The sequence below is a fragment of the Brevundimonas sp. LM2 genome, from assembly GCF_002002865.1.
In the GTDB taxonomy this organism is placed as follows: domain Bacteria; phylum Pseudomonadota; class Alphaproteobacteria; order Caulobacterales; family Caulobacteraceae; genus Brevundimonas.
This window is the reverse complement of sequence record NZ_CP019508.1, coordinates 89,632-111,056: the sequence shown is the minus strand read 5'-3', so window position 1 is coordinate 111,056 and position 21,425 is coordinate 89,632. Positions and strand designations below refer to the sequence as shown.

The 21,425-nt window shown below is 71.5% G+C and carries 21 protein-coding genes; 10 read left to right on the top strand and 11 right to left on the bottom strand.

Annotation, left to right across the window (positions count from 1 at the left end; translation table 11 throughout):
• Nucleotides 1-20: 20 nt before the first annotated feature.
• From murJ to BZG35_RS00490, 4 genes are all read left to right on the top strand, one after another.
• Nucleotides 21-1,616 carry a murein biosynthesis integral membrane protein MurJ gene (gene murJ / locus BZG35_RS00505; RefSeq protein WP_077353809.1) on the top strand — a complete coding sequence of 532 codons (1,596 nt, stop codon included), beginning with the start codon at nucleotides 21-23 and terminating at the stop codon, nucleotides 1,614-1,616.
• Nucleotides 1,616-2,659 carry a tryptophan--tRNA ligase gene (gene trpS, locus BZG35_RS00500; protein ID WP_077353808.1) on the top strand — a complete coding sequence of 348 codons (1,044 nt, stop codon included), beginning with the start codon at nucleotides 1,616-1,618 and terminating at the stop codon, nucleotides 2,657-2,659. The genes murJ and trpS overlap by 1 nt, the downstream gene beginning before the upstream one ends.
• 122 nt (nucleotides 2,660-2,781) lie before the next feature.
• On the top strand, nucleotides 2,782-3,471 hold the full coding sequence (locus tag BZG35_RS00495) for a GNAT family N-acetyltransferase (protein WP_077353807.1): 690 nt from the start codon (nucleotides 2,782-2,784) through the stop codon (nucleotides 3,469-3,471).
• An 11-nt stretch (nucleotides 3,472-3,482) separates the two neighbouring features.
• Nucleotides 3,483-3,944, top strand: coding sequence for an OsmC family protein (locus BZG35_RS00490; RefSeq protein WP_077353806.1), 462 nt, complete (start codon nucleotides 3,483-3,485; stop codon nucleotides 3,942-3,944).
• Here the strand turns inward: BZG35_RS00490 and BZG35_RS00485 are convergent.
• The 4 genes from BZG35_RS00485 to BZG35_RS00470 all read right to left on the bottom strand — a co-directional run bounded on the left by BZG35_RS00485 (nucleotide 3,910) and on the right by BZG35_RS00470 (nucleotide 6,987).
• Nucleotides 3,910-4,686 (bottom strand): dienelactone hydrolase family protein, encoded by a 777-nt coding sequence (locus BZG35_RS00485; protein ID WP_077353805.1) that lies wholly within the window; start codon nucleotides 4,684-4,686, stop codon nucleotides 3,910-3,912. The genes BZG35_RS00490 and BZG35_RS00485 overlap by 35 nt on opposite strands.
• A 5-nt stretch (nucleotides 4,687-4,691) precedes the next feature.
• Nucleotides 4,692-5,465 (bottom strand): dienelactone hydrolase family protein, encoded by a 774-nt coding sequence (locus BZG35_RS00480; protein ID WP_077353804.1) that lies wholly within the window; start codon nucleotides 5,463-5,465, stop codon nucleotides 4,692-4,694.
• Between the two features lie 2 nt (nucleotides 5,466-5,467).
• The gene (locus tag BZG35_RS00475; RefSeq protein WP_077353803.1) at nucleotides 5,468-6,304 is read right to left on the bottom strand and encodes a hypothetical protein; all 837 of its coding nucleotides are present in this window, start codon (nucleotides 6,302-6,304) and stop codon (nucleotides 5,468-5,470) included.
• A 137-nt stretch (nucleotides 6,305-6,441) separates the two neighbouring features.
• Nucleotides 6,442-6,987, bottom strand: coding sequence for an OmpA family protein (locus tag BZG35_RS00470; RefSeq protein WP_077357685.1), 546 nt, complete (start codon nucleotides 6,985-6,987; stop codon nucleotides 6,442-6,444).
• A gap of 239 nt (nucleotides 6,988-7,226) precedes the next feature.
• Here BZG35_RS00470 and BZG35_RS00465 point away from each other — a divergent pair, with 239 nt between their 5' ends.
• Complete coding sequence (locus BZG35_RS00465) at nucleotides 7,227-8,018, top strand: hypothetical protein (RefSeq protein WP_077353802.1); 792 nt, start codon at nucleotides 7,227-7,229, stop codon at nucleotides 8,016-8,018.
• 14 nt (nucleotides 8,019-8,032) lie between these two features.
• Here BZG35_RS00465 and BZG35_RS00460 read toward each other — a convergent pair whose 3' ends face one another.
• Nucleotides 8,033-8,776: an SDR family NAD(P)-dependent oxidoreductase gene (locus BZG35_RS00460; protein WP_077353801.1), complete on the bottom strand. Its 744-nt coding sequence runs from the start codon at nucleotides 8,774-8,776 to the stop codon at nucleotides 8,033-8,035.
• Nucleotides 8,777-8,857: 81 nt separating this feature from the next.
• On the opposite strand from BZG35_RS00460, the gene BZG35_RS00455 reads away from it, so the two are divergent.
• Nucleotides 8,858-9,412 (top strand): TetR/AcrR family transcriptional regulator, encoded by a 555-nt coding sequence (locus BZG35_RS00455; RefSeq protein WP_077353800.1) that lies wholly within the window; start codon nucleotides 8,858-8,860, stop codon nucleotides 9,410-9,412.
• Between the two features lie 629 nt (nucleotides 9,413-10,041).
• On the opposite strand, the gene purH is transcribed toward BZG35_RS00455, so the two are convergent.
• The 5 genes from purH to rpe form a co-directional block, all read right to left on the bottom strand.
• Nucleotides 10,042-11,661 carry a bifunctional phosphoribosylaminoimidazolecarboxamide formyltransferase/IMP cyclohydrolase gene (gene purH / locus BZG35_RS00450; protein WP_077353799.1) on the bottom strand — a complete coding sequence of 540 codons (1,620 nt, stop codon included), beginning with the start codon at nucleotides 11,659-11,661 and terminating at the stop codon, nucleotides 10,042-10,044.
• 64 nt (nucleotides 11,662-11,725) lie between these two features.
• Nucleotides 11,726-12,628, bottom strand: a complete 903-nt coding sequence (locus BZG35_RS00445) for an oxygenase MpaB family protein (protein ID WP_077353798.1) — start codon at nucleotides 12,626-12,628, stop codon at nucleotides 11,726-11,728.
• A complete protein-coding gene (locus tag BZG35_RS00440; protein WP_077353797.1) occupies nucleotides 12,628-13,170 on the bottom strand; it encodes a hypothetical protein in 543 nt (180 codons plus the stop codon). Before BZG35_RS00440 ends, BZG35_RS00445 begins: the two co-directional genes overlap by 1 nt.
• Nucleotides 13,171-13,192: 22 nt before the next feature.
• Nucleotides 13,193-15,016: a heparinase II/III family protein gene (locus BZG35_RS00435; protein WP_077353796.1), complete on the bottom strand. Its 1,824-nt coding sequence runs from the start codon at nucleotides 15,014-15,016 to the stop codon at nucleotides 13,193-13,195.
• Nucleotides 15,013-15,675, bottom strand: a complete 663-nt coding sequence (gene rpe / locus BZG35_RS00430; RefSeq protein WP_077353795.1) for a ribulose-phosphate 3-epimerase — start codon at nucleotides 15,673-15,675, stop codon at nucleotides 15,013-15,015. The genes BZG35_RS00435 and rpe overlap by 4 nt, the downstream gene beginning before the upstream one ends.
• Before the next feature lie 113 nt (nucleotides 15,676-15,788).
• On the opposite strand from rpe, the gene BZG35_RS00425 reads away from it, so the two are divergent.
• The 3 genes from BZG35_RS00425 (at nucleotide 15,789) to BZG35_RS00415 (ending at nucleotide 19,794) form a co-directional block, all read left to right on the top strand.
• Nucleotides 15,789-16,469 carry a DUF4893 domain-containing protein gene (locus tag BZG35_RS00425; RefSeq protein WP_077353794.1) on the top strand — a complete coding sequence of 227 codons (681 nt, stop codon included), beginning with the start codon at nucleotides 15,789-15,791 and terminating at the stop codon, nucleotides 16,467-16,469.
• 401 nt (nucleotides 16,470-16,870) lie between these two features.
• Entirely contained in the window at nucleotides 16,871-19,177 is a 2,307-nt protein-coding gene (locus tag BZG35_RS00420) for a TonB-dependent receptor domain-containing protein (protein WP_077353793.1), read from the top strand.
• A 92-nt stretch (nucleotides 19,178-19,269) separates the two neighbouring features.
• Nucleotides 19,270-19,794: a hemerythrin domain-containing protein gene (locus tag BZG35_RS00415; RefSeq protein WP_077353792.1), complete on the top strand. Its 525-nt coding sequence runs from the start codon at nucleotides 19,270-19,272 to the stop codon at nucleotides 19,792-19,794.
• Between the two features lie 19 nt (nucleotides 19,795-19,813).
• Here the strand turns inward: BZG35_RS00415 and BZG35_RS00410 are convergent, their stop codons facing one another.
• Nucleotides 19,814-20,458 (bottom strand): LysE family translocator, encoded by a 645-nt coding sequence (locus BZG35_RS00410; protein WP_077353791.1) that lies wholly within the window; start codon nucleotides 20,456-20,458, stop codon nucleotides 19,814-19,816.
• A 97-nt stretch (nucleotides 20,459-20,555) separates the two neighbouring features.
• Here BZG35_RS00410 and BZG35_RS00405 point away from each other — a divergent pair, with 97 nt between their 5' ends.
• Nucleotides 20,556-21,383, top strand: coding sequence for an RDD family protein (locus BZG35_RS00405; RefSeq protein WP_171981843.1), 828 nt, complete (start codon nucleotides 20,556-20,558; stop codon nucleotides 21,381-21,383).
• Nucleotides 21,384-21,425: the final 42 nt, after the last annotated feature.

Sequence of the window (21,425 nt, the reverse complement as noted above, 5' to 3'; positions counted from 1 at the left end):
CCTCCCGCGAGAACCCATCGATGAGTCTGGCCCGCAACGCCTTCGTCCAGGCGTCCCTGACGCTCGGCAGCCGGATCCTGGGCTTCGCCCGCGACCTGTTCCTGTCGGCCCGTTTCGGCCAGGGACCGATGATGGACGCCTTCACCACGGCGTTGATGCTGCCCAACATGTTCCGCCGCCTGTTCGCCGAAGGGGCCTTCGCCCAGGCCTTCGTGCCCATCTATGGCGGCGTTCGCGCGCGCGAGGGCGAGGCCGCCGCCGCCGTCACGGCGTCGGAGGCGCTCAGCTTCATGTTCGCCGTGGTGGCCGGCTTCTGCATCGTGCTGCAGATCGCCATGCCCTGGATCATGCCGGTGCTGCTGTCGGCCTGGAAGGACGACAGCGGGGTGATGTTCGCGGCCACCACGGCGGCCCAGCTGACCATGCCCTATCTGGCTTGCATGACCATCGCCTCCCTGCTGTCGGGGGTGCTCAACACCTCGGGCCGGTTCGCCCTGTCGGCGGGCGTGCCGGTGTTCCTGAACCTGTGCACCCTGGTGCCCCTGCTGGCCCCCTACCTGATCCCGATGAGCCAGCCCACGACCCTGCTGGCCGTGTCGGCCGCCGTCACCCTGTCCGGGGTGCTGCAGGCCGGGCTGCTGTGGTGGGGGGTGCGCCGGCTCGGCATCCGGCTGAACCTGAGCTGGCCCCGGATGACCGCCGGCGTGGCGCGGACGCTGAAACTGGCCATTCCCGGGGTCCTGGCCGGAGGGGCGCTGCAGCTGAACTCGGTGGTCAGCCAGCTGCTGACCGGCTCCAATGAGGGGGCGCGGTCGGTGCTCTACAACGCCGACCGGCTGTATCAGCTGCCGCTGGGCCTGATCGGGGTGGCGATCGGCCTGGCCCTGGTGCCGCGTCTGACCAAGGCCTTCGTCTCCGGCGACCATGAGGGCGGGCGGCGCACCCTGGACGACGGCATCACCCTGTCGATGGCCTTCACCCTGCCGGCGGCCGTGGCCCTGTTCGTCATCCCCTTCTTCATCATCGACGCGACCGTCACCCGCCTGGCCTTCACCAGCCAGGACGCGGCCCGCACCGCCGACGTGCTGCGTCAGTTCGCCTGGGGCGTGCCCGCCTTCGTCCTGGCCAAGGTCCTGACCCCGCCCTTCTTCGCGCGGGAGGACACCCGCCGGCCGATGATCTTCGCCATCATCTCGGTCGCCGTGACCGTGGCCCTGGGGTCGGGCCTGTTCTTCTGGTTCAGCCGCATCGGCGTCGACGGCGTGCTGGGCCTGGCCATCGCCACCAGCGTCTCCGCCTGGATCAACGTCGCCCTGCTGGGCGGCACCCTGCTCCGCGAGGGGGTCTGGGGGGCCTCGCCCCGCTTCGTCAGCCGGATCGCCCGCGTCGCCGCCGCAAGCGCGGTGATGGCCGCCGCCCTGGTGCCCGCCAGCGTCTTCTACCGCGACATCAGCCGGCTTCTGTGGGCCAAGGAGATCGCCGTGATCGCGGTGGTCGCCGCGGGAGGCCTTGTCTATGCCGCCTGCATCGTGCTTTTCCGCGCCGTCAGCGTGTCCGAACTGAAGGCGACGCTGCGACGTGAACCGGGGGCTCCCACCCCGACCGGACTGGACTGATGACCGACGCTGCCCCCACCGAGACCCCCGCCTATAGCGGCCCGCGCCGCATCCTCAGCGGCATCCAGGCCTCCGGCGCCCTGCACCTGGGCAACTATCTGGGGGCGCTCAAGCGGTTCACCGCGCTGCAGGACTCGGGCGCGCCCTGTTTCCTGTTCGTGGCCGATCTGCACGCCATCACCGTCTGGCAGGACCCGGCCCTGCTGGCGGCCCAGACGCGCGAGATCGCCGCCGCCTATCTCGCCTCGGGCCTCGACCCCGCCCGGTCGACCATCTTCCCCCAGTCGGCCGTGCGCGCCCATGCCGAACTGGCCTGGATCCTGAACTGCGTCGCCCGCCTCGGCTGGCTGGACCGGATGACCCAATTCAAGGAGAAGTCGGGCAAGCACAAGGAGCGCTCCTCGGTCGGCCTCTATACCTATCCGGTGCTCCAGGCGGCCGACATCCTGCTGTACAAGGCCACCGAGGTGCCGGTGGGCGAGGACCAGAAACAGCATCTGGAACTGACCCGCGACATCGCCGCCAAGTTCAACACCGACTTCGGCGCGCCCGGCTATTTCCCCCAGCCCGAGCCCCTGATCCAGGGTCCGGCGACGCGGGTCATGTCGCTGCGCGACGGGGCGGCCAAGATGTCCAAGTCCGACCCGTCGGACCAGAGCCGCATCAACCTGACCGACGATGCCGACACCATCGCCGCCAAGATCCGCAAGTCCAAGACCGACATGGGCGTCATGCCCGAACCGGGCGAAAGCCTGGACGACCGGCCCGAGGTTCGCAACCTGATCGCCATCTACGCCGCCCTGTCGGACCGCACGCGCGACGACGTGACCGCCGAATTCGCGGGCCAGGGCTTCGGGGCCTTCAAGCCCGCCCTGGCCGACCTGGCCGTCTCGGCCCTGGCCCCGGTCACCGCCGAGATGCGCCGGCTGATGGATGATCCGGCCGAGATCGACCGCGTCCTGAGGGACGGGGCCGAGCGCGCCGCCGCCATCGCCGATCCGGTGGTCGACGAGGTCAAGAAGATCGTCGGCTTCTGGCGCTGATCGTCCCCGCCTTCGCGGGGATGACAAATCCCGCCTTCGCGGATGACAAAGGGCGAGCGATTTTCGGACGCGGCGTCGGCGTCCAGGCTGGCGCGGCATCGCGCACCCGCTAAAGCTTGGCCATGACCCATCCTCTGGACCGCGCCGTGTGGAACGCCCTGACGACCCGGCTGTCGGGCTTCGTCACGGCGGACTCCGATGATCGGGCCGTGCGGATCGATCCGGAGGTCGGGGTCTTCCTGTCCGGCGCCGACGCCACGCCGGAGAGCCTGGCGGCCATGGCGGCCCTCGCCCTCGCCCACCCCGGCGCCGGCATGGTCGAGGCGACCGGCGGGCCCATGGCCGAACTCGACCTGCCGGGGGTCGGGGTCGTCGACCGTATCCCCCTGGTGCAGATGGTGGCCACGGCCCTGACCCCGGGCGGGCCCGACCTCGCCTTCGAGATCCTGACCGAGGCCGACGTGCCGGACATGCTGGCCCTGGCAACCCTGACCAGGCCGGGTCCGTTCCGCTCGGCGACGCGGCGGCTGGGGCCCTTCATCGGCATCAAACAGGACGGCCGGCTGGTGGCCATGGCCGGGCGGCGGTTGCGGGTCGACGGCTTCACCGAGCTGAGCGGGGTCTGCACCCATCCGGACTGGCGCGGACGCGGCTATGCCGCCGGCCTGTCGCGGGCGGTGGCGGGCACGATCCTGGCCTCGGGCGAGCAGGTCTTCCTGCACGCCTTCGCCGCGCACGACGCCACGCTGGCATTCTATCGTTCGCTGGGCTTCGAGGCCCGAATCGGGATGACCTACACGCTGTTCAACTGAGGGGCATCGGCATGAGCGAACACCTGGTCACCGTCGAATGGACGCGCGCGGCCCAGCCCTTCACCGACAACCGCTATTCGCGCGCGCACGACTGGATCTTCGACGGTGGTTCGGTGGTGCGGGGCTCGTCGGCCCCGACCAGCGTGGCGGAGCCGATGTCCGACCCGACCGCCGTGGATCCGGAAGAGGCCTTCGTGGCGGCCCTCAGCAGCTGCCACATGCTGTTCTTCCTGGCCTATGCCGCACGGTCCGGCCTGGTGGTCGACCGTTACCACGACAAGGCGGTCGGGATCCTGGGCAAAGACGATCGCGGCAAGATCTCGATGACGCGGGTGACGCTCCGCCCCGAGGTCGCCTTCAGCGGTTCGGCCCCCGACCCCGTGACCCTGTCGGAGCTGCATCGCCGGGCCCACGGAGCCTGCTATATCGCCAATTCGATCAGGGCCGAGGTGCGGATCGTGCCGGTCGAGTGAACCGATCCAGGAAGCCCGCGAACCGACCCATGGATTCCCGGCTCAGCGCCTCGTCATAGCGCATGATGCGGGCCATCAGGCCGGGCTCGTCGAAGGCGTGGGTCGCGTCGACGCCCCAGATCGCGACCTCCGACCCCGCCGCGACGGCGCTGGCCAGGGCCCGCATATGCCGCCGCACCGAGGCCAGGTGATCGCGCCGGGGCACCACCGACAGCAGGGTCAGGGCCCGCGGCCAGGGCCGACCGCCGCGGCTCGCCGAGGCCAGGCCGACATAGGGATAGGCCAGGAAGGCCCCCCGCACCCCCTCCAGCGACACCGTCGCCGCATCCGACAGCCCGACCGCGCCGGGCCGGTCCAGCCGGCTCGCCCACAGGTCCATGATGGCCCAGGCCCCGTGGCTCCAGCCCGCCAGAACCAGTCGATCGGGATCGACCAGCGGCAGGCGGCGGGCCCCGGCTATGGCCGCCAGCACGTCGCCCGCCCTCTGCCCGCCCCGGAACCGCAGCCCGGTGCAGACCAGCATCTTGGCATGGTCGCGGCTCCAGCCCCGGGGGGTGAAGGAATCGATCAGCAGGGCGGCCCAGCCGACGGCCACGGCGGCCCGGGCATAGTCGTGCAGATGCTGGCGCACCCCGCCGCAGCCGTGGAAGATCAGCACGGTGGGAAACGGCCCGCGGCCGGCCGGGGTCAGCAGCTCCGCCTCGGGGGCCAGCCGCTGCCATCGCTGCCGCGCGCTGTCCATGGCGGTCAGGCGCGGCGGCGGGCGGCGATCGGGGCGGGCGCGACGTCGTCCAGCAACCGACCGAACCGGTCCAGCGCCTGCAGGCTCAGCGGTTCGTCGAACCGCATCGGCGGGGCGGTCATCGGCTCGTCGAAACTGTGGGTGCCCTCGGCCACCCAGGTCTCGACCTCGGCCCCGCAGTCGCGGACCATCGCATGGACCCGCTCGGCGTTGCGCACCGTGGTCAGGTGATCGCGGGCGGCGATGACGGCCAGGGTCTTCGGACAATGCCGCCAGGGCCGCATCCGGTTCAGGGCGGCGATCCCGACATAGGGATAGGCCAGATAGGTCGCCTTGACCCCGTTCAGCGGCACGCCCTGCGCGTCCACCAGCCCCAGGGCCCCGGTCAGGTCACGGTCGCCGCTCATGGCCTCCATGATGCCCCAGCCGCCGTGGCTCCAGCCGCCCAGCAGCAGGGTGTCCTCATCGACCTCGGGACGCGCCGACAGGCCGTGGATCGTGGCCAGGATGTCGCCGGCCCGCTCCCAGCCGCGCAGCAGCAGGCCGGTGCAGACCGTGGCCATGGCGAACTCGCGGCTCCAGCCGCGCGGCGCATAGGAATCGACGATGGCGGCCCGCCAGCCCCGCGCCTCGGCCACCGCCGCATAGCGCGGCAGATGCCCCCTCAGGCCGCCGCAGCCGTGGAACAGCAGGGCGGTCGGCCGCGGCCGGTCGTCGTCCGGCCCGACCAGGGTGACATGGGGCTCCAGCCGGGCCCAGCGGGTCGCAAGCGTATCCATCGTCAGCCGGCGGCCTGCCGACAGGCCTGGCCGGCCTCGAAGACGGGCGACACGATCGGCTCGAGGCTCGATCCTGCGCCGATCCCGACGTCGTCCTCATCGAAAAACTGCAGCCGATAGCGCCACCGCGTGGCGTGGGGTCGGGGTGCCGGAGGCACGGTGTCTTCGGCCACGCCCAGCAGATCGATCCGCCACTCCAGCATCCGGCCCTCGACCGCCTCCAACGCCGTGACCAAGGCCGGGCATGTGCGGCCATCCACGGTCCGGGTCTGTGTCTGGCTTCGCAGGACGTCGAGGGGCGACGCCATGCCGGCGAAGACGGGCGCAAGATCGGTGCGCCATGCATCGGCGTCCGGCGGAACATCCGCCGCCTTCAGAGCCTGGACCAGCGCTACGGGGTCGTACTGCTCGCGAATCCAGCTCGAAAGAGGGGTGTCCGCGCCATAGCCGCCCGCCGACGCCGACGCCGGGATCGTGATGTCTCGCATCTGCGGGTAACACCCTCTGGTGTCCGACAAGCTGTTTGTACTGGGACAGAAGATCAGGATATCCGCGACCAGTGCCAGACCCTGATCTCCGGAGGCGCGGGCCTCCATAATGGCGCTGCCGTGACGACGCATGCCTTCGGGGGTTTCCACCTCGGCCAGGGCAGCTTCCAGAGCCTCCCCCTTGCTGCGCTCGACCCACATCACCCAGCGCTGAAACAGCGTGCGGGTGTCATAGCCCTCGACCTGGCTGGGACCGTCATACTGCGCCGGCGGCGCTAGGACCTGGGCGTCGGCGCGCACGGAGATCAAGGCGAGCAGGAGCCCGAGGATGAGCGGCTTGAACCTGAGCATCTTGCCTCCCCCGATCCCCGGACCCTAGCCATGTGGTCGCCACACCGGCAAGTGAAGCCTTCGTGTAGCCTCCGCCGTCCCGATGCCTGTCGCAGCGCGCGGCCACGACAGGCGTCGGAGGCCGGGGGGGGGCGAGTCTAGCTCAGGACGACGATGGCGACGCGGCGGTTCTGGGCGCGGCCTTCGGGCGTGGTGTTGGGGGCGACGGGGGCCTCCTCGCCGTAGGAGATGGTGGCCATCCGGTTCAGGGCGACGCCCTGGACGCTGAGATAGCGGCGGACGGCCTCGGCGCGGGATTCGCCGAGCGCGTTGTTGTAGCCCTCGGGGCCGCTGGCGTCGGTGTGGCCCTGGATCTCGAGATAGACGTTGCGGTTCTCGGCCTTCAGGCGCTGGACCAGTTCGGCCAGGCGGGCCTCGGCCTCGGGCGACAGGGTGTCGGCGTCGGCGGGGAATTTGACCGAGTCGTCGCTGAGCACGACCTCATACAGGAACTTGCCCTCGGCCAGTTTCTGGGCGGCGGTGGCGCGGGTCAGGGCCTCTCCGGCGGTGCCGGCGACCTCGGTGACGCGGGCGTCGGTGGCGTCGACGCGGCTGTCCACGACGGCGACGTTGTCGCGCACGAAGCGGTGGCTGGCGCAGGCGCTGGCGGTCAGGCCGACCAGGGCAACGACACCGACGGTCATCAGATGGCGGGCGGCCGACCGGCGGGGGGCGGGGGTCAGGGCGGTGGGGGTGGCGGTGATCAAGGCATAACTCCGATGCAGGCGTCCCGGGGGCGGACGCGCGCATGACAGGTGCGAGGGGACTCAAGGCTGGGTCATGTCCCGGAAGGGGCGAGAATGGGTCCAGCCTGCCCCAGAATGGCCCCAGGCAGTCGGGAGGACTGGGTCATGACGCCGCCCCGCAACCCCGCCGGAACGCCATGAGGCGGCGCGCGAAGCTGGCCTGTCTGGCCGCGGTCCTGGGCCTCCACCTGGCCCTGCCGCTGCTGTTCCGGGGCGGCGCTGTCCCGCCCTCGCTCGCGGTCGAGCCTGCGCGGGCGCCGATCGAGCTGTGGCTGCGACCGCCTCCGCCGCTGCCTGTGCCGCCCGTCGTGTCGGACACGCCCACGGCCCAGAGCGCCGAGGGGGGATCGCCGGCCAGCGCAACCGTCGCGCCCAGCCCCCCGACGCCGCCCAGCCCGGTCCCGGTTCGTCCGGCCCGGCCGACGACGCGGGTCCCCTCCGTGCCGCTCGCCCCGGCCCAGGCCAGGCCCGAGCCGGTGCCCGCCGTCCCGGCCCTGACGGTCCTCAGCGGGGGTCAGCTGGCGGGGGCTCTGAGGGCCGGTTCCGGTCGCGCCGGCACCGGCGGCGGGTCCGGGGCCGGCGACGGCGCGGGGGCCGGCGACAGTTGCGATATGGTGGCCCGGCTGGAGGCGGCCCTTAGGGACGACGCCGAGATCAACGCCGCCGTGGCCGCCGTGCCCGGCGCGGCGGCCGGGGCCGTGCTGGTCTGGAACGGCGACTGGATCCAGAGCCCCGGCCAGGCCGGCAAGGGCCTGGCCACGGTGCGCCAGGCCATCGCCCTGGAGGTCGCCTTCGCCCCGCCCGCCTGCCGCGCGACGGCGGTCCGGGGCCTGGCCCTGATCCGCCTGGCCGAGGGGCCGGATGCCCCCCGGCTCGCGCTCGGCAAGGCGGCCTGGCGCTGGTCCGACCTGGTCTCAACGCGACGCTGACACCCTGTCTGTCCTCAGACGGCGGCGACCCCGCCATCCACGAAGAGTTCGTGACCCGCGATGAAGCGGCTGTCCTCCGACGCCAGGAAGAGCACCGCGCGCGCCACTTCGTCAGGCTGTCCCAGTCGCCCGAGCGGCACCCCCTGATTAAGCGCCTCCTCCGCGCCCGGCCGCGTGTCCAGATAGCTGCGAATGAGGCGCGTCTCGGTGCCGCCCGGCGCCACGACGTTCACGCGAATACCGCGGTCCTTGAGGTCGGTCGTCCAGCTCCGCGCAAAAGAGCGAACGGCTGCCTTGCTTGCGTTGTAGAGCGACTGGCTGGGGATTCCTTTGGAGCCGGCGATCGAACCATTGAGGACGATCGTGCCGCCGGCGGCCATCAGCGGCAGCGCCTTCTGGACGGTAAAGACCATGCCCTTCACGTTGAGACCGAACATCGCATCGAAATGGGCTTCGTCGATCGCCTCGAGCGGGACGGCCTCGTGCATGCCGGCGTTGGCGAACACGACATCGACCTTGCCGTGGTCCCGCTCGATACGCGCGTAGAGCCTCGCAAGGTCTGTGAGGCTCGTGGTGTCGCCCTGCACGCCGACCGCACCGTGTCCGATCTGGCTGACCGCCTGATCGAGCAGGGCCTGACGCCGGCCGGTGATGTACACCCGGCCACCTTCCTCCGCGAACAGCTGTGCCGTCGCCAGGCCGATGCCGTCGCTGCCGCCGGTGATCACCACGACCTTGTCTTCAAAACGCTTTGCCATATGCCTACCTTCTACGAAAATGGAGGGTTGTTCCACTTACAATATGGAGGCACCCTCCGTTTGGCAAGGCGGACGGAAGAGATGAGCGACGACACGGAACTGCGCGCTGATGCGCGACGGAATCGCGAGAGCATTCTCATGGCAGCGGAAGACCTCTTCCTCGAGCGGGGCGTCGGCGTCGCGCTGGAGGAGGTCGCAAAGCGGGCCAAGGTCGGGATCGCCACGCTCTATCGTCGATTTCCGACGCGCGAGGCGCTTCTGGCCGCCACCAGCAATGAACGGTTCCTGGCCCTCGCGGAAACCAGCCGTCTGCGAGATACGGAAGATGATCCCGGCCCCGCCCTGCGCGCCTATCTCGAGGAGCTCGCCCTGAACACCAGCATCTACCAGAGCTTCGCGGGCGCTCTGGGCACGGTGATTCAATGCGGCACCCCGGGTTGCAATGCCATCACGGCCGAAGGACACCGACTGCTTCGGCGTGCCCAGGACCATGGCCGCATCGGTCCAGCGGTCACGTTCGACGATGTCATCACCGTCGTCAGCGCGATCTCGATCGCGATCGAAAAAGAGAGTTCACCCCAATCCCGGGTCGCTCATCTGGTCGATCTCTTCCTCTACGGCATCCTTCGGCGTTAGCGAGCACGTCTTACCCGCAGCCGCGCTCAAGCCACGAGGCGTCGGTCCGGGGCCTGGCCCTGATCGCCCTCGATGACCGGCCGAACGGGCCGAATGTGGTCCTCGGCCGGGGTGCCTGGCGCTGGTCAGACCCGGTCTCGACGCGGCGATGGGCGGACGGACGCCGAAACACCGTCCGACCCGTCCGACCCGTTCGGATCGACCGGGTGCTGTCCTTCACGTGTCAAAAGACCGTGGGCGCGATCTGGGAGCGGGCATGCCCCGCCGCAAGGGGTCAATAGGAAAATATTCCCTCAGCGCCCTTGCGAAGCCAGGCCTGACCGAACGGGGCATTCGTCGTTTGCGTGGACGCCAGGTTGACCGACGCTGGCGGGTTCATCACAAAGGGCACGAAGGCAAGCCACAAAGGACACAACGGGTCCTGTGAGGTCGCTTGAACCGGGTTCATCTTCGCCCTGGATCAAATGCGGCGTACGCCGCGAGTCAACCAACCCCGGACGGCATCGACCTCAATACGACTCCGCTGCCTTCGTGTCCTTTGTGGCTCCCTTTGTGCCCTTTGTGATGAACCGGTCTGCCGCGCCCTGGTCCGGCGGTTTGGCGACCATCCAACTCAACGGACCTTGGCTCTAGTGCCGGAACACCCGCACGCCGGTGAAGGCCATGGCGATGCCGCGCTCGTCGGCGGCCGCGATGACCTCGGCGTCGCGCATCGAGCCGCCGGGCTGGATGACCGAGGTGGCCCCCGCCGCCACCGCCTCCAGCAGGCCGTCGGCGAAGGGGAAGAAGGCTTCCGAGGCGCAGGCGGATCCTTGCGCCAGGGAATGGGCCAGGCCCTTGGCCTCGCCGGCCTCTTTCGCGCGGATGGCGGCGATGCGGGCGCTGTCGCGGCGGTTCATCTGGCCTGCGCCGATGCCGGCGGTCTGGCCGTCCCTGGCATAGACGATGGCGTTGGACTTGACGTGCTTGGCCACGGTGAAGGCGAACAGCATGTCCTCGATCTCCTGCGGCGTCGGCTGGCGGCGGGTGACGATCTTCAGGTCGGCCGGCTTGATCAGGCTGCGATCGCGCGACTGGACCAGGAAGCCGCCGGCGACGCTGCGGAACACCTCGCCCGGGCCGTGCGGGTCGGGCAGGCCGTCGGTGATCAGCAGGCGCAGGTTCTTCTTGGCCGCGAAGACGGCCCGGGCCTCGTCGTCGGCCCCGGGGGCGATGACGACCTCGGTGAAGATCTCGGTGATGGCGCGGGCGTCGTCACCGTTCAGCGGCCGGTTGACGGCGATGACGCCGCCGAAGGCCGAGACCGCGTCGCACTCCAGGGCGCGGGCGTAGGCTTCGGACAGGGTGTGGCCGACGGCCACGCCGCAGGGGTTGGCGTGTTTGACGATGACGCAGGCCGGGGCCTCGAACTCGGCGACCAGCTCATAGGCGGCGTCGGCGTCGGCGATGTTGTTGTAGCCCAGCTCCTTGCCCTGGATCTGTTCGGCGTAGGCGACGCCGGGGCGGGCGCCCTCTCCTGCGACTGGGGCGGTGCGGTAGAAGGCCCCCGACTGGTGCGGGTTCTCGCCGTAGCGCAGGGTCTGGGCCAGGGCGCCGGCGATGGACTTGCGGGCCGGGGCTGCGTCCTCCAGCTGCCCGGCGAACCAGCCGGACACGGCGGCGTCATAGGCGGCGGTGCGGGCGAAGGCGCGGGCGGCCAGCCGCTTGCGCAGGGCCAGGGAGGTCGTGCCGTCGGCCTTCAGTGCGGCGACGATCTCGCCGATCGAGGCGGCGTCGACGGCGACGGCGACATAGCCGTGGTTCTTGGAGCCCGAGCGGATCATGGCCGGCCCGCCGATGTCGATGTTCTCGATCACCGCGTCGAAGCCCGCGCCCGAGGCGACGGTTGATTCGAACGGGTACAGATCAATCCACACGATATCGATCGGGCCGATGCCGTGTTCGTCCATGGCGGCCTTGTGCTCGGCCGCGTCGCGCACGCCCAGCAGGCCGCCGTGGACGATCGGGTGGAGAGTCTTGACCCGGCCGTCCATCATCTCCGGGAAGCCGGTCAGGTCGGCCACGTCCTTCACCGGCAGGCCGAAGCCGGCGATGGCCGCCCGGGTGCCCCCGGTCGAGACCAGCTCGACGCCCGCGTCGTGCATCGCGCGCGCGGCGTCCTCCAGCCCGGCCTTGTCGGACAGGGAGATCAGGGCGCGGACGGGTTTGACGGCGTCGGGGGCGGGCGGGAAGTCGGGGGCGGCGGGCATGGAGGTCGAACCTTGGGGGGAGGAGCGGGAACGCGCGGCCCTTAGCACCGCCCGCGCCGCGTCGTCACCCCGCCGTGTCGGGCCGGGCGGGTGCCGCATCCGCCGCCCGGACCCCGGCGAAGGTCCAGCGCAGGGTCTTGGCCAGACCCATCGTGCCCGCCCGCACGAGGGGGCGGGCCAGGACCGGGGCCGGGAGGCCGTGCATGGACCGGGCCCAGACCGGCAGCAGCTCGACCCCGGCCTGCAGGGTCATGGCCTGGACGGGGGCGGCGGCCCGGCTGGACGCGGGCTGGTTCAGCACCAGGCGGGCGACCTCGCGCGTGCGGTCGTCGACGCGCAGCTGGGGCCGCATCCGGTCGATCAGCCGCCGCGCTTCGGCCCGGGTGCGGGGCAGGGGATCGGCCCCCAGCATGTCTCCCATCACCGCCATCTCGGCGAAATAGCGGTCCTGGTCGGCCGCCGACATGTCGGGCTCGCCATAGCGGATCCAGCCGTTCAGGAAGCTCCAGCACTCGGTCACATGGACCCAGGCCAGCAGCTCGGGATCGGACACCCGATAGGACTCGCCCGACGGCAGGACGCCGCCCAGATGGCTGTGAATGGTGCGGACCCGGTCGATGGCCCGTTTCGCCTCGTCCGGGCCGCCGTAGGTGGTGACGGCGATGAACCGCGCGGTCCGCCGCAGCCGGCCGTGCATGTCGGCGCGGAAGTTGGAGTGGTCCCAGACCCCGGCCAGCACCTTGGGATGCAGCATCTGCAGCAGCAGGCTGGAGACCCCGCCCACCAGCATGCCCACGACGTCGCCGTGCACCCGCCAGGCCACCGAGTCCGGCCCGAACAGACCGTCGTCGCGGCGCACGATCGGGGTCTCGCCCTTGGCCGGATCGTTGAACATGGCCACGACCTGCCGCGCGATCGCCCGCTGCGTCGCCAGGCCCAGACCCGAGGCGGACGGCGGGCGACCCATCAGGTCGGATCGGGCTGGATGGTGACGGAAGCGGCGGGGCACATCAGCCGGAACGCAGCGCTCAGCTTATAGCCCCGGCCCGCGCCGGAATAATCGCGGATGTCGCCGCTCGCCTGGTCGCGCCACACGGGGGCGACCTTGCCGTCCTCGCCGGGCTCGTCGCGGACCCAGAGGGCGGGGCTGCCGTCCGAGACGGTGCGGGCCAGGCAGTCGGCGGTCATGGTCTCGACCGGCTGCTCGACCCTTTCGGCGGCGCAGCGCGCCAGCAGGTCGGCGTCGTCGGGGCCGGCGGCGCCGATGCAGTAGTCGTAGTTGTCCTGGGCCGTCGTCCGGCCGCTCAGCCGGGCCGAGGCCGTGTCGACGCCCTCGATCGACAGGATCTCAGCGCGCGGGACGTGATTGCCGAAGTAGAAATAGCGCGTCGGCGTCGTGGCCGGGCGCGTCGCAACGATTTCGGCGGGGGCGGCCACCGGCGCGGGGGCCTCGGCGGCCGGGCTGCAGCCGGTGACGAGCAGGACCAGGACGGCGGCGGTCGGCTTCATGGCGGTCCTCGGCGGGTCGGCATCAGGTGGGATCGCCCGCGGCCCCGGCGGGAGACAGCTTCCACCGGATCTTGGTTTCGGCGTCGGTCCGGGCCGAGCCGCGCACCACGACCTGCAGCGAGCGCCGCGTCAGCCCGTCCTCGACATGGACCGAGGGCTCGATGGCCACGTCCGGCCCGTCGGTCCGGAACCACCAGCCCCGCCCGGAATGACCGCGCAGCAGGATCGAGCGCCGGTCCCGGGCCAGCGAGGCCTGGGCCCCCGGCTCCAGATGGAAGCGCACCGCATAGGGGGCGGCGATGACCCGCACCGCGTCGCGATGGTCGGGGCTGGGGTGCAGCCGTTCCTCGGCCCTCAGCTCGTCCAGGCGCTGGTCCAGATACAGGCGGCGCTGATGCAGCAGGCCGTAGGGCACGGCCCAGGCGTCGTGCTCGACCTCCAGCCAGACGGCCTGGTCGCCGTCGCGCTGCTCGACGCTGCAGGCGTAGGTCCGGCCGAACAGACGGGGCCCCAGCAGCTCGCCCTTCCATCCGCCCAGAGGCTCGGCGAACGACTGCTCGCCCAGGGTCAGGGTCGAATGGCCGGGGGCCAGGCGCAGCCCCTGACGGTCGGCCGCGCGCGGGGTCCAGCCGCAGCCGGTGACCAGCCGGTCCTTGCCGCAGACGATCTCCAGCGCCAGGGGCTGGGCGCAGGCGGTCTCGGACCAGGCCCCCCGCCCGGGCGCGCCGGTGTCGGCGACGATGGTCAGCAGCGGCGAGCGGATCCGGGTCAGCCCCCCGACCGCCCCCGCCGCGCTGCCCTGACCTTCGGTCTGGTCGTCATGGGCGCGGGCCGCCGCCACCCGGGCCGCGGTCGACGGCCCGCCGCCCTGGAACCCGGTCAGCCGGCCGTCGGGCAGGGTCTGCAGCCGCAGGGCCGTGGTCAGGCGCAGCATGGCCCCGGCCACCGCCTCCGGCACGGGCTCGGACAGCTGCGACAGGGCGTCGTTCAGGCTCAGCAGGTCCAGCAGCAGCTCCAGCCCCGCCTCGGGGCTGCGCGAGGCGTGGCCGCCGTCGCCGAAGACCGTGACCCGCAGCGCCCCCGTCAATCGTCCCAGCGCCGCCTTGCGGAGCCTCTGTCCCGGGGGCCCCGCCAGGACGCAACCGGCCAGGGCGGCGGCGACCAGACGCTCGGCCTTGCCCGCCAGCCCGCCGGGCGGACGCAGCAGCTGGCGCGCCTGGCGCCCCAGCACGTCGGCCAGCCTCAGCCGTTCGGCCTCGGTCGCCACCGCCCCCATGCGGCGGGCCGCGCAGGCCAGGTGGAAGGTGCGACGGGCCAGGATCTGGGGGTCCCAGGCGAAGGGCGACCAGCGGGCGAAGGCCTCGGCCCAGGCCAGGGTCAGCCGCACCGCCTCGCGCGCGCCGCGGTCTTCCTGCAGCATCAGCGACGGCAGCCAGGCGAAGGCGTGCAGGTCAGTGGCGAAGGCCTTCGACGGGCTGGCCCGGTTGAAGGGGTCGGCCGGGGCCTCCGCCTCCATATGGGTCCCCGCCAGATGGAACCGCCCGCCCAGCACCGCCTTGCCGGGGGCCGGGTCGACCGGGCGGAAGTCGCGCGGCGTGGCGGCGAAGGCCACCGCCTTGCCCGCCGCCAGGGTCAGGGCATAGCCGGGCAGGCCGTACAGCTCGATCCACATCTGACGCGTCAGCATGCGCCCGGCGATGGCGGGCCACAGGGCCGGCCCCGTCTGCACGCCCGAGGTCCGCACCGGGGTCCGCACCGGGGCCCCGCGCAGGCCCGGGATCGACCCCTCGGTCACGCCCACGGCCGGAGCCGGGCCGCGCTCGGCGAAGGGGCCGACCGGGCTCACGCGGCCTTCAGGGCGGCGATGTTGGCGGCATAGGCCTCGGGTCCGCCCCGGAACACGGCGGTCCCGGCCACCAGGCAGTCGGCCCCGGCGGCGACGCAGGCCCCGGCGTTGGCGGCCGTGACGCCGCCGTCGATCTGCAGATGCGCGGGCGACCCGGCGGCGTCCAGCATGGCCCGGGTGCGCTCGATCTTCCTCAGGGTCGAGCCGATGAAGGACTGGCCGCCGAAGCCGGGGTTGACCGACATCAGCAGCACCAGGTCGACCAGGTCGATCACGTCCTCCAGCACGCTCAGCGGCGTGCCGGGGTTCAGCACCACGCCGGCCTTGGCCCCCAGCTGACGGATCCGGCCGAGGGTCCGGTGCAGGTGCGGTCCGCTTTCAGGATGGACGGTCAGGATGTCGGCCCCGGCCTCGCGATAGGCCTCCAGCCAGGGGTCGACCGGGGCGACCATCAGGTGGACGTCGAACGGCAGGGTCGTGTGCGGCCGCAGGGCCTTCACCACGTCCGGGCCGATCGTGATGTTGGGCACGAAATGGCCGTCCATCACATCGACATGGACCCAGTCGGCCCCGGCGGCTTCGAGGGCGGCGACCTCGGCGCCCAGCTTGGCGAAGTCGCTGGCGAGGATGGACGGGCAGATCAGGGGCGGTTTGGACATGGTCCGGGATTAGGCCGGGAGCGGCCCACGGGCAAGCGGGGCGGAGGCCGCAGGCTTGACGCGGCGGCGACGCTGGGGTCCGGTCCGCCCGAACCGCCGCGACGGAGCCTCCCATGCGTCCCGCCCGCTTTCCGCGCCGCCTGGCGCCCGCGCTCCTGGTCCTGCTCACGGCCGCCTGCGCCGGCACGCCGCCGCCGCCCCCGCCGCGCGCCGCCGCGTCCGCCTCCGCGACCTCCGGAGGGATCAACACCGGCGTGCTGCGCGACTGGCGCGGCATCGTCCGCTCGGCCGACCGCGACCGCTATGCCCGCCGCGACGCGGCCTGGCGGCTGGCGCTGGAACAGGCGCGGCGCCAGCCCGGCTCCGGCGATCTCGCCGCGCTGGGCGACCTGATCGACCCGGGCGCGGTCCGGCGCGACGTCACGCCGCCGGTCGGCGACTACCGCTGCCGCACGGTGAAACTGGGCTCCCAGGGCGGTGATCGCGGGCTGGGCTTCGTCGTCTACGACTGGTTCGCCTGCCGCATCGAGGCCACCGGGCGGGGCCTGAAATTCTCCAAGACCACCGGCTCCCAGCGCCCGTCCGGCCTGCTGTTCCCGGAGAACGACCGCCAGATGGTGATGCTGGGGTCGCTGGCCCTGGCCGCGGAGCCGCCCGCCAACTCCTATGGCCAGCGCCCCGAGCGCGACCTGATCGCCGTGCTGGAGCGGATCGGCGAGGCCCGCTGGCGGCTGGTCCTGCCCTGGCCCCAGGCCGAGTCCAACCTCGACCTGATCGAACTGGTCCCGGCCTGACGGTGACGGGGCCCCGCGACGTCGCCATCGCCGGGGCCGGTCCGACCAGCCTTGCCCTGTCCCCGATGCCGAGACGGCAGGGCCGACGCGGGGTGGTGCACGAACGGTTCGGCCGACGGCAGGGCCCCGTCCTGGGTCCGGGACGCTGTTTTGGGCAAGCCGGCGCGCCTGCCCTTCGCGGGGCGGATACTGGCCGCGACGGTGTCGGGGGTGCTGCTGGATCCCAGGCGCTGAGGGACCGCCACCGGGGCCGCCACCATTCCGCCGCAACCATGGCCAAGCTGTAACCTTATGATCTGACGGGCTTTATGACCGGGAAGTAACTTCGCGAGGCCAGCCCGGACTGGTAGGGGCTGAGGGCATCGGTCGACGAAATGGTCGATTGCGGGGGGGATGAGACCATGATCCGACGGAAGACGCTTCTGCTCGCCGGTGCGACGCTGCTGGCCTTCGCCCCCGAGGCTCTGGCCCAAACCGTTCCGGCTCCGGCTCCGGCTCCGGCTCAGAGCGCCACAGCGCCGCAGACCGCGCCCATCCCGGCTCCCGCCCCGGCCCCCGCGACGCCCCCGACCGCGCAGGAGGCGCCCGCCGCCGAACCCGCCGAGTCGGAGCCCTCTGGCGTCGGCGACGTGGTGGTGACCGGCAGCACGACCGAGGTCCGCACCTCGATCGACTCGGTCAGCTACAGCCTGGCCAACGATCTGCAGGCCACGACCGGCAGCCTGGCCGACGCCCTGCGCAACGTGCCCTCGGTCGATGTCGACCCCCAGGGCAATGTCTCCCTGCGCGGCGATTCCGGCGTCACCATCCTGGTCGACGGCCGGCCCTCCGGCATCCTGACCGGCGAGGGGCGGGCCCAGGCCCTGCTGCAGCTGCCGGCCGACCGCTATGCGCGCATCGAGGTCATGACCAACCCCTCGGCCGCCTACAGCCCCGAGGGGTCGGGCGGGGTCATCAACCTGATCACCAAGCCCAACGCCCCGCGCGTCGGGACCCAGACCACCGGCTCGGTCCGCGCCAACGTCGGCGACAACGGCCGCTGGAACCTGGGCGGCAGCGGCTCGTGGCAGAAGGACAAGGTGACCCTGTCGGGCGACCTCAGTTACCGCGCCGATCCGAACGAGTTCGAACTGAATCGCCTGCGCGAACAGCTGGATCCGGCGACCGGGGCGGTGGTCTCGACCACCCGCAACGGCACGACCCAGCAGTCCGATCAGACCGGTACGGTCGGCCGCTTCACCGCCGAGTACAAGCTGACCGACCGCACCCAGCTGACCGGCGAGGTGCGCGGCGTGACCTTCCAGGGCGAGGGCGAGGTGGACAGTCTGTTCGAGACCCGCGACGCGGCGGGCGCCGTGACCAGCGCCTACCGGCGCGACGGCGACTCCGAGTTCGACTTCGTGAACTGGGGCGCGACCGCGCGCCTGTTGCATCGGTTCGACGACGCCGGCCACGAATGGTCGAACGAGCTGCGCTACGATTCCGCCAGCACCGAGGCTCAGGGCTTCAGCCTGACGGCGCTACTGGTGCCCGCCGGCATCGGTCCGGCCGAACGCACGGCCCAGGACCTGGATCAGATCACCCTGGGCTTCACCAGCGCCTATGTGCGGCCCACGGCCGACGGCGGCAAGCTGCGCCTCGGCTATGAGCTGACCGAGCTGCGCCCGGACCAGGAGATCATCTTCAGCCGGGGCCTCTCGGAAGGCACGCTCGTGGTCGTTCCCGGCTTCAGCAACCGGTTCGAGGCGCGTCAGACGGTTCACGCCCTGTACGGCACCTGGGAAAAGCCCCTGACGGAGAAATTCTCCGCCCAGGCCGGGCTGCGGCTGGAACAGGCCGATATCGAGATCGACGACCGGACCGGCGGCGCCTCGGCGTCTCAGGACTATTTCCGCGCCTATCCGACGGCCCACCTGCAGTATCAGCTGTCCGAGACCGAGACCCTGCGCGCCAGCTATTCGCGCCGGATCCAGCGTCCCCAGCCCGCCCAGCTGAACCCCTTCGTCTCATATGGCGACCCGCTGAGCCGCCGCTCCGGCAACCCCGATCTGGAACCGCAGGAGACGGATTCCTTCGAGGCCATGTGGCAGAAGCGTCAGGGCACGACCTTCTACCAGGCCACCGCCTATCTGCGCGACACCGACAAGGCCTTCACCGAGGTGGTCAGCGACCTGGGCGGCGGGGTGTTTCTGACCCGGCCCGAGAACCTGGGATCGCGCCGCGATCTGGGCCTGGAGACCACCGCCAACGGCACCCTGCACCCGACCCTGCGCTACAGCGCCAGCGTCAACGTCTTCCGCCAGGAAATCGACGCGGCGGGCATCCCCGGCGGCGAGGACCGCGACGGCACCTTCGCCAGCGGCCGCCTCAGCCTGAACTGGACGCCCAACGCCAAGGACTTCGTCCAGGTCTCGGGCTTCTGGCAGGGCGAAAGCCTGCTGGCCCAGGGCACGCGCGAGGCGGGTGGCATGCTGAACATCGGCTATCGCCGCAAGCTGACCGAAACCCTGTCCTTCAACTTCACCGGCCGCGACGTGCTGGCCTCGTTCAACAACACCACGGTGTACGAGACCCCCCTGTTCCGCGATCGGTCGGAGCAGACTATCAACCTGCGCGCCTTCTACATCGGGCTCAGCTGGACCCTGGGCTCCGGCCCGCGCCGCCAGCCGGAACAGTTCGACTTCTCGGCCGGTCCGACCGGGGGCTGATCCGGCGGCGAACGTCGGTTAGCCGACAGAGGAACGGGCGCGCCTGGGGGCCATTGAGGGGGTGACGCCCCCTCCGCTCCTCAGGAACGCCCATGTCCATCATCGACAAGATCGCCGCCGCCGTGACGCCCCTGCCCGACGACGAGAAGCGCGTCGAGGCGACCCAGGAGGCGCGTGCCGTCGCGACGCCGGGCGACTGGCTCAGCCTGGTGCTCGACCATCACGACCGCATCCGCGAGGCCTTCGCCGCCGGTCGTGCCGTCGAGGGGGCCGACGCCCGCATCACGGCCATGCGGGACCTGGCGCTGGTCCTGAACGGCCATTCCCTGGCCGAGGAGGTGGTCCTGTATCCCGCCCTGGCCCATGCCGGCGAGAAGGCCCACGCCGCCCAGGCCTATCTCGAACAGACCACGGCCAAGAACCAGATGGCCGAGCTGGAGAACATCGCCCCGACCGAAGAGGCCTGGCTCGACAAGTGGGAGCATATCGAGGGTGCCGTCCTGACCCACATGTATGAGGAAGAGTCCGGCTGGTTCCTCGAGCTCAAGGAAAAGGGCGAGCATCAGGAGCGTCTGACCGCCCGCTATCAGGAAGAGTTCGAACGCTACGCCGGCTGACGAATACGGATGGTCGGGGTCAGCCCCGCGTGGTCCAGGCCATCCACACCGCCACCGCCGCGATCCCGGCGGCCATGACCCGTCCGGCGGAGAGGCCCTGCATCCGCCGCAGCACCACGCCCCCGGCCGAGGCGGCCCCCAGGACGATCAGGCTGTGCACGGCCACGGCCACCAGCAGATGCAGGCTGCCCAGTGTCAGGGCCTGCGTCAGGGGCGAGGCCCGGTCCGGCCGGATGAAGGTCGGCAGCAGGGCGACGTAGAAGACCGCCGCCTTGGGGTTCAGCAGATTGCCGGTCAGGCCGCGCAGGAACAGGCCCGCGAGGGTGCGCCGGTCGGGCTCCGCGTCCGGCGCGATCCTGTCCGCCCCCGTCCAGGCCTCCCACGCCAGCCACAGCAGGAAGAGCACCCCGGCCCAGCGCACGGCCTGATACAGCGCGGGATAGGTCAGCAGCACCGTGGTCAGGCCGATCGCCGCCGCCACCATCCACACCGCCAGCCCCAGGGTCACCCCGGCCACCGCCGCCATCCCGGCAATCCGCCCCCGCCCCAGGGCCACCAGCGCCAGCCACCCCATGTTCGGCCCCGGCGTCAGCTCGATCAGCGACACCGCCACCAGGAAGGGCAGCAGGACGGCGGGATCGATGGGCCAGGCGACGGTGGACATGGCGCTATCGTCGCACATCCCGGCGGGAATCGACGACGCTCCGCTATGCGCGCCGGATCGGCGCGGATATTCTGGCCGCCGTAGCTTGGGGTGGGCGATGTCGGACGGTGGAGCGGTCAATCGACGGCGCGGCTACGTCATCGGCGACGGCCTGTCCGGCGGCTTCTGGCGACGCGTGGTGGCCTTCTGGATCGACCATGCCCTGGTCGGACTGGCGCTCAGCCTGATCGGTGTGGCCGCCTTCACGATGACCGACGGCAAGGTCCGATATGCCAATGCCGGGCCGGGGCTGACCCACTGCACGCCGATCGATGAGACCGCATCGCGCAACACCGACCGGTTGAAGGTCGTCCCCTCAGCGAGCCCCTTGCCGGGCCTGCGCCGGCATCGCCCGCCCGACCGCATCGAGGTCGCCGACTGCCAGGGCCTGGTGCCCAGCCATCGCTTGGTCCGCGTCGCCTTCATCTGGGGGACCTACCGCGAGACGGTGGAACGCCCCCTCAACCCCTCCGGCCGGGTCATGGCTCGGACCTTCGACCTGGGGGCGCTGTACCTCCCGCTGCTTCTGGTCTGGCTGGCGGTCAGCGAAGCGGTCTGGGGCGGTGGGCCCGGGAAACGGCTGATGGGGCTCAGGGTCCTCGGCCCCGACGGCGTCCGACCGGCCCGGCTCCGCGCGACGCTCGCGCGCAATGCGTTCCTGTACGGCCCGCCTGCGATCCTGGCGCTGGGCAGCGTGATCCACTCCATCCCCGGACTGTCCCTCAGCGGGTCCAGCGTCGCGGGCATCGGCATCCTCGTCGTCGCCACGTCGTTGCTCTGGAGCCTCGTGTTAATGGTCTGCGTTCTGGTTCAGCGCCCCGATCCCTTCTGGGACCGGTGGCCGGGGGTCAGCGTGCGGCGGCGGGTCTGGATCGAGGACCGGTGACCTGTCCCGGCCCCTTGTGTGACCCAATCGTCACACCCAACT